The organism is Nonomuraea sp. NPDC052129 (assembly GCF_040680095.1).
Classification (GTDB): Bacteria; Actinomycetota; Actinomycetes; order Streptosporangiales; family Streptosporangiaceae; genus Nonomuraea.
Genome location: NZ_JBFAVX010000009.1, coordinates 155268 through 169439, shown reverse-complemented (window position 1 = coordinate 169439; position 14172 = coordinate 155268). Strand labels below are relative to the sequence as shown.

Below are 14172 nucleotides of genomic sequence, written 5' to 3'. Positions count from 1 at the left end.
CTGCGAGCCTTCCATCATGACAACTCACGCGAAGCTCATCGCCTTCACCATCGACTGCGCCGAGCCCAAGAGGCTTGCCGAGTTCTGGCACCAGGTGACCGGGCTGGACATCCAATACTCCGAGGACGAGTACGCCGCGGTGGGCGACGGGACGACGAACATCTACTTCGGCCGCGTCGCCGACCGCAAGCCGGTGGAGTGGCCCAGCTCGGACAAGCAGTTCCATCTCGACTTCCGGGTGCCGGACGTGGAGCGGGCGGTGGAGGAGTACATCGCTCTGGGGGCGACGAAGCCCGCGTTCCAGCCCGGGGTCACGGACGGGAAGGTCGGGTGGATCGTGATGCAGGACCCAGAGGGGCACGCGTTCTGCGTCTGCCCCGAGAAGTCCTGAAAAATCCTGACACGTCCCGTCGTCCCGCTGCGTGGCTGGGATGATGGACCAGGTACGTCCGTGATGAGGGATGTCTGGCCAAAAGGATGATTCAAGCACTTAGCTTCCCTCATAAGCTGGTGCAATGCTCTTGGAAGGATCCATGTCCCTGCGCGGGCGCCGATGACCTGGGTCGGTCTCGTGATCGCGCTGGCCGGGGCACTCGGATACGCGTTCGGTGCGGCGCTGCAACAGTATGAAGCCGTAGCGGAGGGCGCCTCCCTCAGACTGGTGAAGCGCCCCCGCTGGTGGATCGGCGGGGTCATCGGCTTCGTCGGCGCGTCCCTGCACGCCGTGGCGCTGAGCCTCGCGCCGCTGGTCGCCGTACAACCGATCAGCGTGGCCACTCTGGTGTTCGCGGTGCCGCTCGCCGCGCTGATGTACGGCCGCCGCCCGTACAAGGCGGAGATCCTCGGCTCCATCGCGGTGGCCGTCGGGTTGCTCTGGCTCATGGTGCTGGTCCCGGCGCACAACGTCAGGCCGAGTCTCGGCAGCTGGGCCGCGATCGGCTTCATCGTCGTGATCGGCCTGATCGTGCTTGCCGCCGAACTGGTCGCCAACCGGCTGCGCGGACCCGGCAAGGCCCTCGTCCTGTCCGTGGGCGCCGGCGCCGTGACCGCGAGCGTGTCAACGTTCGTCCGGGCGGTCGGCGGTGGCATGAACGGGGACTGGGGCAGGCTGTTGCACTGGTTCACACTCGTCATACCTGTGTTGCTGGTCGGCGCGGTCGTGATGCTGCAGCGCTCTTACGCGGTGGGCTACTTCGGCATCGCGTACGCGGGCGTACAGGTCGTGGACCCGATCACCTCGGTGCTCGCCGGCGCGATCCTCCTCGGCGAACCACTCCCGACCAGCCCGTCCACGGCGGTCCCGGCCATGCTGGCGGCCGCACTCACCATCGGGGGGACGATCACACTCGGGCGGCTGGCCCCTGATCACTCCCAGCCTGTCGGGGTGGATGCCACCCGAGGATCTCGTTCATTGACCACCACCTCAGAGCTGACCCCGAGCTAGCACACCGGTCGAAACGGCACCTCTGCCAGATAACGGTCCCAATCAGTCTGGGACAGCCCTCCGTACCGGCCGCAGATCGACGCCGCCGACCCGGCCGGATCCGGGGGCGGGGTCGCGTGGGCGAGGTCGATGGTGAGGACCGTGCCGTGGCCGGCCAGTACGCGCAGCCAGCGTCCGCCCGGCGCGAGAGCGGCCTGGACGGGACGGTCGGCGCCGGCCGCCGGGACCTGGCGGTCCGTGAGGCGGGTGCCGTCCGAGACCCGCCAGACCCGCACGCGGTCGCTGTCCGTGCTGGCCAGGAGCTGGCCGTCGGCGCTGAAGGTGAGGCTGCCGGGAGAGGGCCGGAGCCGCACCGGGAGCATGGGCACGCCGTCCAGCGTGTAGATCTGCACCCCGGTCTCCTCGGCGATCGCCACCCGTTCACCCTCGGGACTGAACACCGTGTACTCCCACGGCATCCGATCCAGCCAGGGCGCCGGCGTACGGGCGCCACGGCCGGACAGGCGGACGACTTCCGAACGCGTTCCCGCGAACACCAGCCCCACCTTGTCACGCGGCCCCACCACCGCGTACTGGCCGACGAACGCGGCCCGGCCGGTCCGCAAGTTCCAGGCCCATCGCTCGCCCGACTGGCGGGCCGCGGCGAACAGCAGCCCGCCTCCCGGACTGAACCAGGCCGCCTGCTGTCCCGGCGCGCCCAGCCCCCGGCCGAAGGGCCGTCCCACGCCCGCGCCCGAAGTCGTGTCCCACAGGTAGGACCGGTCGACGCCGACGAGGGCCAGTGTCCGGCCGTCGGGGGACCAGGCCAGCGCCCGTACGCTCTGGGCGGGACCGGCGGTCATGGCCAGCTGCCTGCGGGAAAGGGGGTCGTAGACCCGGATCGTCCCGTCGGTCAGCGCGGCCAGCCGGGTGCCGTCGTCGCTGAGGGCGTCGAGCGAGTGCGGACCGCCGTACGGGTCGGCGAACACGTCCACCGCCGGATCGGCCGCCGAGTCCGCCAGCGCGGCACGGGCCTCCGCGACCGGGGCCAGGCGCCACGCGGCCAGGCTCAACCGGCGCGCCGTCACCGGATCGGCCGCCCGCATTGCCCGCGCCCTGGACGCCGCCACCCTCGCCATCGCCTGGTCCAGCCGCCCGTCGGCGCTGCCCTCGCGCCAGACGGCGACGACGACCGCCGCCAGGACCGCCACGAGCGTCACCGACGCCAAGGCCGCCATGGCCCGCCGCCGACCGCGGGCTCGCCCGCGTACCAGCGCGCGTCCGCCGTCCAGGAACGCCTGCTCGGCGGCGCTCAACGTCACGCGCCGCCGCCCGCTCGCCGCCCACGCCAGCGCCCGGTCCAGGTCTTCCTCCTGGAACAGGTCCGTCTCCCGTCGGCCGCCAGACTCCCACCGCCGCGCCGCGCTGGTCAGGTCGCGGTGTACGGCGAGGCCGTCGCGTTCGGCGTCCAGCCACTCGTGCAGGCGCGGCCAGGCCCGCAGGAGCGCCGCCTGGGCGATGACCAGGCCGCCCGCGTCGGTGCCGCTCTGGTCGGTGACCACCCTGTCCGCGTCGGTGCCGCTCTGGTCGGTGACCACGCTGTCCGCGCCGGTGTCGCTCTGGTCGATCAGCCCCGCTTCCGTGTACGCCCTGAGGACCCGGTCCATGGCGGCCTGTTCCGGAGGGCGGCCGGTGACCAGCTCGGTACGGGTGGCGCGACGGCGGGTGTCGGTGCCGTCGGCCGCCATGCCGACCAAGCGCAGGAACACCTCGGGCACCAGGTCCTGGTCTGCGCGGCTGAGCTGGAGGTAGAGGCGTTCGGCTCGCGCGCCCAACGGCGGGTCGTCCACCGGCTCCGGCGGGAGCAGGCGCCCCTGCTGTGACTGCGGCACGTCGAGCAGGGACAGCAGCAGCTGATGCGCGCTCGGCCGCCGGTCCGGATCCCGGCGCAGCGCCGCCAGCACAAGCTCCCGAAGCGGCCGAGCAAACCGGTCAAGCAGCCGCTCGGGCCGACCGGGCCGATCGGGGGGCTGGCCCGGCGACGGGTCCAGGCCGTCGGGTGGTGCGGGGCCGTATGCCGCGAACACCAGCAGCCTGCCCCAATCCCGCACATCCCCCGGCGGCCCACTCCCGTCAGCCGCGGCCCCAAGCCCGACCAGCCGCGGCCCCTCGGCCCCCAGGACGACCCGGTCCGGCGTGAGCCCTCCGTGCACCGCCCCGGCCTCGTGGATCGCCGCCAGCGCCGTCGCCGTGGCCGCCGCCAGCCGGTACAGGTCGTCCCCGCCGTACGGCCCCCGCCGCCCGACCACCTCCGCCAGCGTCGGCCCGGGGACGTACTCGCTGACCAGATACGGCGCGTCCCCGTCGAGACAGGCGTCCACCACCCGCGCGACGCACAGCGACCGGACCTGTAAGGCCGCCTTGACGGGGCCCGGAGGCTGCGCGGGGAGGCGGGTGAGCGCATATCGAGTGCCCGACTCGTCGTAGGCGTCATGGACGGCACCGCCGAGCCGGGAGCCTAACCAGTAGCCCCCCAGCCGGTCAGTCATGCGGCCCTTTCGGCTAACGGATCAGGCGAGCTCGGTGGTCCGGCCACTCCTCTTCGAGGATGCCGAAATAGACCGTGTCACGCCAGGTGCCGTCCGGCCTCCTGCGCTGGCGGCGCAGCGTCCCCTCGTGCACACCGCCGATGCGCTTGATGGCGTTCTGCGAACGTAGGTTGAGGACGTCCGTCTTGAGCAAGACGCGGTTGTAGCCCAGCTTGTCGAAAGCATGGTCGATGAGCAACACCTTGCAGGCGGTGTTGACCGCCGTACGCCAGACCGTCCGGCCGTACCAGGTCCAGCCGATCTCGATGCTCTTCTCGAACCCGGGCACGTCGCCGTACGTGGTCCAGCCGACGGCCAGCCCCGACGACCTGAGCACGACCGCGAACGGGATGTGCTTGTCGTCCGAGATGAGGCCCTGAGCGAGCCCCGCCAGCTCCGATTCCGCCTGCGGCGGCTTGGCGGGCATCCAGCGCCAGACCTCCTCATCCCCGCCGCCGGCCAGGAACAGGTCGGGAATGTGCTCCATCGTCAACGGCTCAAGGCGGACGACGTCGTTCTCGAGCACCACAGGGGAGGGCAGGTTCGCGGTCATAGCGGTCACCCTAAAAGAAGATCCGGATCGCCTTTACGGCCACCTGAGCCGGTTTCTCGGCGACCACCTGTCGACACTCATACCGGCCGGTCGGTAGGCTCCGGGGTATGGACTTCGCCTTCGACAGTGTCACCGAGGACCTGCGTGAACGGTTGCTGCTCTTCATGGACGAATGCGTCTATCCAGCCGAAGCCGCCTTCGAGGAGCAGGCCGCGACCAGCGGATGGAGCTCCCCGCCGCTCGTCGCCGACCTCAAGGACGAGGCCAGGAAGCGCGGCCTGTGGAACCTGTTCCTGCCGGGAGAGCACGGCGCGGGGCTGACGAACCTGCAGTACGCGCCGCTGGCCGAGATCATGGGCCGCAGCCCCAACCTCGCCCCGGTGGCCACCAACTGCGCCGCGCCCGACACCGGCAACATGGAGGTCCTCTCCATGTTCGGCAACGAGTGGCAGCGCAAGGAGTGGCTGCAACCGATGCTCGACGGGCAGATCCGCTCGGCGTTCGCGATGACCGAGCCCGACGTGGCCTCCTCCGACGCCACGAACATCGCCACCTCCATCGCCCGCGACGGCAACGAGTACGTCATCAACGGCCGCAAGTGGTTCATCTCCGGCGCGATGAACCCCGCCTGCAAGATCTTCATCCTCATGGGCAAGACCAACCCCGAGGCGCCCAAGCATCGCCAGCAGAGCATGGTCCTGGTGCCGCGTGACACGCCCGGGATGCAGATCAAGCGCGGCATGCACGTGTTCGGCTACAGCGACGCCGACCACGGTGGGCACGCCGAGATCGTGTTCGAGGACGTACGGGTGCCGGTCGACAACCTGATCGGCGAGGAGGGCGGCGGCTTCGCGATCGCCCAGGCCAGGCTCGGGCCGGGCCGTATCCACCACTGCATGCGGCTGATCGGCATGGCCGAGCGCGCCGTCGAGCTGATGTGCCGCCGCGCGCTGGCGCGTACGACGTTCGGCAAGCCCGTCGCCCAGCAGGGCGTGATCCAGGAGTGGATCGCCGAGTCCCGCATCCGGATCGAGCAGCTGCGGCTGCTCGTGCTCAAGACGGCCTGGCTCATGGACACCGTCGGCAACCAGGGTGCTCACACCGAGATCCAGGCCATCAAGATCTCGACCCCGATCGCCGTGGAATGGATCCTGGACAAGGCGATCCAGGTGCACGGCGCGGGCGGCGTCTCGCAGGACTTCCCCCTGGCGGGGCTCTGGGCGGGAGCCAGGTCGCTGCGCCTGGCCGACGGCCCCGACGAGGTGCACAAGCGCTCACTCGCCTACCGCGAACTGAAGAGGTACATGTGAACGAGGCGGAGATCAACGAGAAGGAGATCAACGAGAAGGAGATCAACGAGAAGGAGATCAACGAGGAGGAGATCAACGAGGAGGAGATCAAGGAGCGCGTCGACGCGCTCCTCGGCGCCAATGATCCAAAGAACCGGCTGGAGTTCCTGCGGGCCAGGTTCGACGCCGGGCTGGCCTGGGTCTGGTTCCCCGAAGGGCTCGGCGGCCTGGGCGTGTCGCGTGACCTGCAGCAGGTCGTCGAGCGGGAGCTCGCCGACACGCCGCAGCTCAACACCGGCGTGCAGGGCATCGGCCTGGGCATGGCGGCGCCGACGGTCCTGGCGTTCGGCACCGAGGAGCAGCGGCGCCGCTTCCTCCGGCCCCTGTGGACGGGCGAGGAGATCTGGTGCCAGCTCTTCAGCGAGCCGGGCGCGGGGTCCGACCTGGCGACGCTGGGCACGAGGGCGGTCAGGGACGGCGATGAGTGGGTCGTCGACGGCCAGAAGGTCTGGACCTCCGGCGCGCATCACGCCCGGTGGGCGATCCTCGTCACCCGTACCGACCCGGACGTGCCCAAGCACCGCGGCATGACGTACTTCATCTGCGACATGCACGCGCCGGGCGTCGAGGTGCGCCCGCTGCGGCAGATCACGGGCGAGGCCGAGTTCAACGAGGTCTTCCTGACCGGCGTGCGGCTCTCCGACGACCTGCGGCTCGGTGAGGTCGGCGACGGCTGGCGGGTCGCCCAGACCACACTGATGAACGAGCGCGTCGCGATCGGCGGCGCTCCGGTCCGGCGCGGCGGCGGCATGATCGGCCCGGTGCTCGACACCTGGCGCGAACATCCCGAGCTGCGCACCCACGACCTGCACCAGCGGCTGCTGTCGCTGTGGGTCGAGGCGGAAGTGACCCGCCTGTCCGGCGTGCGGTTGCGCGAACAGCTCGTCGCGGGGCACCCCGGTCCGGAGGGGTCAGGCATGAAGCTGTCGTTCGCCAAGCTGAACCAGGAGCTGTCCGGCCTCGACATCGAGCTCAGGCGCGACCTCGGCTACGACGACTGGACCTTCCGCCGATCGGAGGACCTCGACTTCTACGGGCGTGGCGCCGGCTACCGCTACCTACGCGCCAAGGGCAACTCGATCGAGGGCGGCACCTCGGAGATCCTGCGCAACATCATCTCCGAACGGGTGCTCGGCCTGCCCTCAGAACCCCGCGTCGACAAGGATGTCCCTTGGAAGGACCTGCCACGATGACCCTGCTGTACTCGGAGGTCGAGGAGGAACTGCGCGCCGCCGTGCGCGGGGTGCTCGCCGACCGCTGTCCGCCCGCCGCGGTGCTCAAGCGGGTGGAGTCCGACCCCTACGACCTCGACCTGTGGAAGACGCTCGCGGGGGAGATCGGGGTGGCGGGCCTGCTCATTCCCGAGCAGTACGGCGGGGCGGGCGCGTCGGCCCGCGAGGCCGGTGTCGTGCTGGAGGAGCTCGGCCGGGGTGTCGCGCCAGTGCCGTTCTTCACCAGTGCTGTGCTGGCCACCCAGGCGCTGCTGGCGACGGGCTCGGCCGATCTGCTGGGCGGGCTGGCGGAGGGGCGGACGACCGCGGCCCTGGTGGTGTCGTTCGCCGCCTCGCCGTACCGGCCGGGGCGGGGCTCGTCGGTGAGCCTGGACGGCGGGACGCTGTCCGGGACCGTGTCCGCGGTCGCGGGGGCGGAGGTGGCCGACGTGCTGCTGGTGCCGGTCGGCGGCGAGCTGTACGCGGTCGAGGCCGCCGACGCCGCCGTCCAGGTCGTACCGTCGCTGGACCTGACCCGGCCGGTCGCGACGGTCACCTTCTCGGCGGCGCCCGCGCGGTCGCTGGGCCCGTGCGACCTGGTCGAGGTGCTGCGGTCCGGTGCCGGGCTACTCGCCTCTGAGCAGCTCGGGGTGGCGGAGTGGTGCCTGGACACCACGCTCGCCTACGTCAAGGAACGCCACCAGTTCGCCCGCCCGGTCGGGTCGTTCCAGGCGATCAAGCATCGGCTGGCCGATCTCTGGCTTGACGTGGTCAGGGCGCGGGCCGCCGCGCGTGCCGCCGCCGGTGACGATTCGGCCGTGACGGTCGCCGTGGCCCAGGCGTGGAACGCGGGTGTGGCCGTACACGCGGCTGAGGAGGCCCTCCAGCTGCACGGCGGGATCGGGATGACCTGGGAGCATCCCCTGCACCTCTACCTCAAGCGGGCCAAGGCCACAGAGACGGCGCTCGGCACGCCCGGCGACCACCGGGAGGCGCTGGCCTCACTCGCCGACGTGCCCGGCCCCGAGCGAGGTCAGCAGTAGGTCGGCGAAGTGCTTGCCCACCTGGGCGCCGGTGAGCGGTCCGTCCGTGTGGAACCAGCTGCCCAGGTGGTGCACCGAGCCGAAGAAGTAGTCGACGACCAGCTCGGCCGGGACGCGTTCGCTGAACAGCCCCTCGCGCTGGCCCTCGATCACCAGGTCGCGGAAGCGCTCGTGGTAGCGGCGGCGCTCGGCGCGTACGGTCTTGCGCGTCTCGGGCGCCAGCAAGTGCATCGAGCGGAAGAAGATCTTGGAGTCGTCGAGGTTCGCGGTGGTGGTCTCGATGACGTCGGCCGCCGCCGCGTGCAGCCGCTCGGCGACCGTCCCGGGGCCGTCGGCGATGTGGGTCAGGCGCTCCATCTGCATGCGCAGCACGCGCGCGTAGATCTCGTGCAGCAGATCATCTTTGGAGTCGAAATAGTGGTACATGGCGCCCTTGGTGACGCCGGCGGCCACGACGATCTCCTGCACGGACGCGCCCTCGAAGCCCCGCTCCGCGAACAGCCGGGTCGCCTCGCTCAGCAGCCTCCTGCGTACCGGTTCTTCCTTCACGCGTCACAGCATACCGACTGGTCGGTTGATGGATTCCCGCAGGTGCTATTTCCGTCACCTTAGGGTCCCCTTGCTTCCGTTGGGGTCAGGTGGGGTATTAATTGACTCAGCGAGGGATCTTCGGCGTGGCAGATCCTGATGGTTCAGCGACTCATTGGGGGAGTTTGCCGTGCCTGGTGGCTCGATCTACGTGCAGCAGGACGAGAAGTTCACTGGGGCCTCGCCTCAGTGGTACTACGAGAAGTTCTGGCGGGAGGACGCCAACAACCGCAAGCGATCAAGGATGATCAAGGCGGGCGTGGGCTTCGTGGCCGGCATCGGCCTGGCGATCCGGTTCGACCTGGCGCTCACCGCCTTCTACGGCGTCGCCCTCGCGGGCATCGTGGCCGGCGTCGACTGGTTCATCGCCTGGCGCTCCTTCCACGCGACCGCGGTCTGGCGTGGCCGGCGGCGCGGTGAGGTGATCACCGGCCGGATGCTCCGCCGCTCGCTCGGCAAGCTCGGCTACAGCGTCCTGGACGGCCGGGCCATCAGGGATCAGGCCTCCATCGACCATCTCGTGATCGGCCCCGGCGGGCTGTGGGCCATCGACAACGAGTCGTGGAGCCCCGACACCGAGATCGCCACCTACAACGGGCGGCTGTTCTTCGGCGAGAAGTACGGCACCAAGGTGGCCAAGTCTCTCATCGAGACCTCCAACGCCTTCGCCGAACTGCTGACCCGCGAGACCGGCATCCCGGTGACGATCACGCCGCTGCTCGCCGTGCACTGCGGCCTGCTGCCGCGCGGCGGCCAGGTCACGGCGGAGGGCCTCACGCTGCTCAAGCCGAGCCTGGCGGCCCGGCGCGTCAAGGCGACCGCCGGCGAGGTGCTCGACGAGCAGCAGATCGAGCTGCTCACCCGCACCGCCGCCCGGGAGCTCCAGCGCGCCTAGGCCAAGTCCTGGATGAACGCGCTGAGCTGCGCGACATTGCGGCACTCGTACATCGGCACGACCGCGTCGTAGTCGGTGGCGATGGAGTCACCCGTGTCCCACTGCTGCCGGGGCTCCGGGTTGAGCCAGTAGGCGTGGCGGGCCTTCGCGGCCAGGGCGCGCAGGGTGTCGACGGCGGCCGGCTGGTAGTTGGAGCGGGCGTCGCCCAGGATCAGCAGCGAGGTCTTGGGGCCGATCGCGTCGCCGTAGCGTTCGGCGAAGCGCTCGAAGGAGTGGCCGTAGTTCGTCCGCCCGAAGCGGACCATGTCCGCCTCGTTGGCCAGCCGGGTCATCGCCTCCACCACGTCCGCGCCGGGGACGAAGAAGCGGGTGATCTCGTCGACCGTGTCCACGAACCCGAACGCCCGTACCTTGGTGAACTGCTCCCTCAGCGCGTACGTGAGCAGCAGTGTGAAGTGCGCGAACGACGAGACCGAGTCGCTGGTGTCGCAGAGGATCACCAGCTCGGGCTTGTGCGGCCGGGGCGGCTTGAAATGGGTGGTCAGCGGCACGCCGCCGCTCTGTAGCGAGGCCCGCATGGTGCGCCGGAAGTCGAGCCGTCCGCGCCTGCCCTTCCTGTGCTTGATCGTCAGCCTGGCTGCCAGGCGCCGGGCCAGCGGGTAGACCTCGCGCCGCAGCCGGGCCAGGTCCGCCTTGGTGATGCGCAGGAAGTCGAGCTGGTCGAGCGGGGGGCGTACGGCCGAGCGGGCGATGCGTTCGACGCCGGAGTCCTCGGCGATCCGGCGCCGCACGTCGGTGGCGACCGCCTCCTCGAAGCGCTTGATGCCATCGGTCACCCGCCTGCGGGCATTCCTCTCGGCCAGGCCGCCGCGTTCCTGGCCCGCGAGGACCTCCTGGAGGATCCGCGCCATCAGCGTCTCGGGGGACAGGGCGCGCAGGACGCTGTAGGAGAACCAGTTCTGGCGGCCCGGACCGGCCGGCTGGCGGCCGAAGCGACCCACCATGGCCCGGGCGAACTCCCGCATCTCGGCGTCACCGCCGTCGGTGAGCAGCCGGGCCAGGTATGAGCGCAGGTCACTCAGCTCGGCCGTGGCCTCATTTATCGTGCTTACTTGGTAAAGGCCGGTCGTCGAGGACGGGAACCACAGGTCGAACAGCATGTCGAACCCGGGCCGATACGCCGGCTTCTTGACCAGCGTCGCCGCGTAGGCGGCGCGCAGCGACTCGCGCTCGGTCAGATCGATCACCCGCAGCGCCCGCGCCGCGTCGAGCCCTTCGGCCAGCGACACGGGCAACCCCGCCTCGCGCAGCGCGTGCACGAACCCGACATGCCTGTCGACCAGCGAGGTGTCACTCATGAGGGCAGCCCGAGCTCCTTGACCGCGCGAGCATGGTCGGAGGCGTGCTTGAGCACCACGCCCAGCGTGCCGGCCACCGTCGGCTCGTCCAGCTCGTCGCGCCCGAGCGCGAGCAGCGTGTTGGCCCAGTCGACCGTCTCCGCCACCGACGGCGCCTTCTTCAGCTCCATGGCGCGCAGCGTGGCGACCGTCCTGGCCAGCTGCTCGGCCAGGTCCGCGCGGATCGTCGGCACCTGGCTGAGCACGATGTCGCGCTCGCGTTCGGGCGTCGGGTATTCGATGTGCAGATAGAGGCAGCGCCGCTTGAGCGCCTCGGACAGCTCGCGGGTCGCGTTCGAGGTCAGCACGACGTACGGCTTGCGGACCGCGCTGATCGTGCCCAGCTCGGGGATCGTCACCTGGAAGTCCGACAGGAGCTCCAGCAGCAGCCCCTCGACCTCCACATCCGCCTTGTCCGTCTCGTCGATGAGCAGCACAGTCGGCACCCCGGCCCTGATCGCCTTGAGCAGCGGCCGCTCCAGCAGGAACTCCTCGCTGAAGATGTCGTCGTCGGCGCTGGTGGCCTGGATGCGCAGGAGCTGCTTCTTGTAGTTCCACTCGTACAGGGCCCTGGCCTCGTCGAGCCCTTCGTAGCACTGCAACCTGACCAGCTGGGCGCCGGTCGCCAGCGCCACGGCCTTGGCCAGCTGCGTCTTGCCCACCCCCGCGGGGCCCTCGACCAGCAGCGGCTTGCCGAGGGCGGCGGCGAGGAACACCGAGGTGGAGATGGCGTCGTCGGAGAGATAGTCAACGGCGGCGAGCCGCTCGGTCACGTCGGCGGGCGAGTCGAACATCGATGCTCCTGTCTATTTGCCGAACTTTATTCTAGCGGCTGGCAGGCGGGTGATATCGATTCGACCAGGATGCGGAGTGCCGGTATATTCCTCTCTGCAAGCGCCGCTAGCTCAGTTGGTTAGAGCAGCTGACTCTTAATCAGCGGGTCCGGGGTTCGAGTCCCTGGCGGCGCACACCACATGCGAATAGCGCATCCCTTGATCGTAAGGGGTGCGCTATTCGCGTTTCCGGCGCCCTGTTTGCTGCAGTTTGTTCCCGATGTTGGCTCACGGTTCGTCCACGGCCACATCAGCCCCGCCACCCGCCGCAGCGGCCGCCACCAACCAGCGCACCGCCCCCGGCTGTCCCGGTCCGGGAAGACGACGTGGTCCTGCCCGACTGCCCGAACTTCGGACGAGCCAGACAGGGCCTCGAAGGTGTTCTGCCCCTATCCTTGCGCTCAAGGAGGGCCAGCCTGATTTCAGCAGGCTGGGCCTCCCCTAAGACGCCAGGAGCCGCAACGCCTCGGGTGGCACCTCCTCGATCGGGTCGGGCAGGGCGAGGTCAGCCCACACGAAATGGCCGAGCGCGTCGCTCCCGCACGCACCCGTCGTCACCGCCAACTCCGCCACGATCGCCAGACCGCGCCCGCTGAGCGCGACCCCCGCCAGATCCTCCACGCCTACGAGATCGTCGTCCAGGGTGGGCTTGTGAGAGCACGGGGTGGGCGCTCCGATCAGCCACCCCGCCCCGCCCAGATCGGCGACACCGACCCGTGCCAGCGTCCCGAAGGCCAGCTCCACGCCGAACCAGCCCCCCGGCCGCCCCGAACGCGTGTAGAGCACGCTGTTGTTGGCCAGCTCGTTCACAACGAGACCGGCGTCGTCCTCGCGGCTGGTGCCGGTGAACAGCTCCTCCACCAGCTTGCGCGCCCGACGCACCTGCTCGGGTACGCCCGCGAACGTGTAGCGGAGCACACCAGGCGGAGCGGCGGCCCGCCAATCTTTCGCCGAGGCGCCGGTAGTCGTGTTGTGCATGGGTTCTCCCTTGTTCGGGTCCCGACCGCCGGGCGGCGGCCGGAAGATCAAGACCCCGCCCGCTCCAGCAGGCGCCGATATGGGGTCTGTCGCGATCGTGTTCAGCAGCGCCTCCACCAGTACGCGGCCGCCCCACCGCGCCACCATGGCGTGGGCGGCGATCCGAAGTAAGCCTCGGGGTCGAGGGTGACGCGGTGACCATCCACGGTGATGCCGGGGATGCGGTTCCAGCGCGAGTCGAACGCCTCGGGCAGCTCGACACTGATCTTGTCGTGGATGGCAGTGGACACCTGGGTTTCTCCGTTCGAGGAGACGAGGTGCTCTCCGACCCGCTCGGGGACGAGGTCCCTCGGATGCTTTCGCTCCACACCCGTGACGACGTCGAAGCCGGTCTGAGCGGTCATCAGTCGACTCCTTCCGCGGACGCGTTCTCACGTTCTGTATTGGGGGTCTTGCTAACAGTGGCCATCCCACGAACGGGACCGCTATGGTCGATGGAGTCGCAGAGCGTTTAATCGGTTTATCCATAGGGAGTTCCGATGGCGAGGCCCCCCGGCCAGCGCTCCCCGAATGACCGGCTGCGGGAGATGATCTCGGCTTCCGGTCTGGGCTATGAGGGAGTTGCTCGCGCCGTCGTGCGCGTCGCTGCGGAGAACGGCGAAGCGCTGCGCACCAACAAGTCGGCCATCGCGCACTGGGCGGCGGGCATCGAGCCGGGTGAACGCACCCTCGGCTACCTCGTCGAAGCACTCTCGCGCCGCGCCGGGCGTCCGGTGACCCGACAGCAACTTGGTTTCTCCGCCGATGAACCGCCGGCACTCGAGGGTACTGAGCCCATCGAGACCGCGACCCTTCTTGGCAGAACCGACGTCGAGAACCGGGGCTATCTCGCCACGGCCGTCTACACCGCCGCCCAAGTAAAGATGCCTCTCGACTACGACGGCGAGGCGGTGAGCAGGCTCCTCCGGGCGCGCACCGGACTGGCCCGAGTCGGTGCGGGTGAGGTTGCTGTCGTCCGGCAGATCACCAAGGCGTTCGGCGCGGCCGACGAACGGCTCGGCGGAGGACACGGGCTTTCCACTGTCGCGTCCTACCTTTCCGACACCGTCGCCCCCACGCTGTCGGGACGCTTCGCCGACGAAGCAACACGACGTGACGCATTCAGCGCCGCAGCGGCCTTGGGAACCGTCGACTCCCACACCGCGAGAACCCTGACCGAGATCGGCGATCACCTCGGCACCGAGGCTCCGTCCGACCCTCGCCGTCTACAAACACCGAGGCGTCCCCGGAGCAGACCTGCTGGAACAGCGCATC

13 protein-coding genes and 1 tRNA gene are annotated in these 14172 nt (G+C 69.9%); 7 read left to right on the top strand and 7 right to left on the bottom strand.

Annotation, left to right across the window (positions count from 1 at the left end):
• The first annotated feature begins 16 nt into the window (after nt 1-16).
• Nucleotides 17-391 (top strand): VOC family protein, encoded by a 375-nt coding sequence (locus AB0L53_RS22120; protein WP_358539972.1) that lies wholly within the window; start codon nt 17-19, stop codon nt 389-391.
• A gap of 162 nt (nt 392-553) precedes the next feature.
• The gene (locus AB0L53_RS22115) at nt 554-1444 is read left to right on the top strand and encodes a DMT family transporter (RefSeq protein WP_363996675.1); all 891 of its coding nucleotides are present in this window, start codon (nt 554-556) and stop codon (nt 1442-1444) included.
• Here AB0L53_RS22115 and AB0L53_RS22110 read toward each other — a convergent pair.
• Nucleotides 1441-3972 carry a hypothetical protein gene (locus AB0L53_RS22110; protein WP_363996672.1) on the bottom strand — a complete coding sequence of 844 codons (2532 nt, stop codon included), beginning with the start codon at nt 3970-3972 and terminating at the stop codon, nt 1441-1443. The two genes, AB0L53_RS22115 and AB0L53_RS22110, sit on opposite strands and share 4 nt — an antisense overlap.
• 13 nt (nt 3973-3985) lie before the next feature.
• A complete protein-coding gene (locus tag AB0L53_RS22105) occupies nt 3986-4564 on the bottom strand; it encodes a GNAT family protein (protein ID WP_363996670.1) in 579 nt (192 codons plus the stop codon).
• A gap of 107 nt (nt 4565-4671) precedes the next feature.
• Between AB0L53_RS22105 and AB0L53_RS22100 the strand changes: the two genes are divergently transcribed.
• The 3 genes from AB0L53_RS22100 to AB0L53_RS22090 all read left to right on the top strand — a co-directional run bounded on the left by AB0L53_RS22100 (nt 4672) and on the right by AB0L53_RS22090 (nt 8167).
• Nucleotides 4672-5874: an acyl-CoA dehydrogenase family protein gene (locus AB0L53_RS22100; protein WP_363996667.1), complete on the top strand. Its 1203-nt coding sequence runs from the start codon at nt 4672-4674 to the stop codon at nt 5872-5874.
• 71 nt (nt 5875-5945) lie between these two features.
• A complete protein-coding gene (locus AB0L53_RS22095) occupies nt 5946-7106 on the top strand; it encodes an acyl-CoA dehydrogenase family protein (RefSeq protein ID WP_363997048.1) in 1161 nt (386 codons plus the stop codon).
• The gene (locus tag AB0L53_RS22090) at nt 7103-8167 is read left to right on the top strand and encodes an acyl-CoA dehydrogenase family protein (RefSeq protein ID WP_363996664.1); all 1065 of its coding nucleotides are present in this window, start codon (nt 7103-7105) and stop codon (nt 8165-8167) included. Before AB0L53_RS22095 ends, AB0L53_RS22090 begins: the two co-directional genes overlap by 4 nt.
• Here the strand turns inward: AB0L53_RS22090 and AB0L53_RS22085 are convergent.
• On the bottom strand, nt 8126-8716 hold the full coding sequence (locus AB0L53_RS22085) for a TetR/AcrR family transcriptional regulator (protein ID WP_363996661.1): 591 nt from the start codon (nt 8714-8716) through the stop codon (nt 8126-8128). The two genes, AB0L53_RS22090 and AB0L53_RS22085, sit on opposite strands and share 42 nt — an antisense overlap.
• Nucleotides 8717-8885: 169 nt before the next feature.
• Here AB0L53_RS22085 and AB0L53_RS22080 point away from each other — a divergent pair, with 169 nt between their 5' ends.
• Nucleotides 8886-9650, top strand: coding sequence for a nuclease-related domain-containing protein (locus tag AB0L53_RS22080; RefSeq protein ID WP_363996658.1), 765 nt, complete (start codon nt 8886-8888; stop codon nt 9648-9650).
• Here AB0L53_RS22080 and AB0L53_RS22075 read toward each other — a convergent pair.
• Both AB0L53_RS22075 and AB0L53_RS22070 read right to left on the bottom strand, forming a co-directional pair.
• Entirely contained in the window at nt 9647-11008 is a 1362-nt protein-coding gene (locus AB0L53_RS22075) for a VWA domain-containing protein (RefSeq protein WP_363996655.1), read from the bottom strand. The genes AB0L53_RS22080 and AB0L53_RS22075 overlap by 4 nt on opposite strands.
• Complete coding sequence (locus AB0L53_RS22070; protein ID WP_358178300.1) at nt 11005-11841, bottom strand: MoxR family ATPase; 837 nt, start codon at nt 11839-11841, stop codon at nt 11005-11007. Before AB0L53_RS22070 ends, AB0L53_RS22075 begins: the two co-directional genes overlap by 4 nt.
• Nucleotides 11842-11941: 100 nt before the next feature.
• On the opposite strand from AB0L53_RS22070, the gene AB0L53_RS22065 reads away from it, so the two are divergent.
• Nucleotides 11942-12015 (top strand) — tRNA-Lys (locus tag AB0L53_RS22065).
• Between the two features lie 306 nt (nt 12016-12321).
• Here the strand turns inward: AB0L53_RS22065 and AB0L53_RS22060 are convergent.
• Nucleotides 12322-12858: a hypothetical protein gene (locus AB0L53_RS22060; protein ID WP_363996652.1), complete on the bottom strand. Its 537-nt coding sequence runs from the start codon at nt 12856-12858 to the stop codon at nt 12322-12324.
• Between the two features lie 101 nt (nt 12859-12959).
• Nucleotides 12960-13262 carry a hypothetical protein gene (locus AB0L53_RS22055; protein ID WP_363996649.1) on the bottom strand — a complete coding sequence of 101 codons (303 nt, stop codon included), beginning with the start codon at nt 13260-13262 and terminating at the stop codon, nt 12960-12962.
• Between the last annotated feature and the right edge of the window lie 910 nt (nt 13263-14172).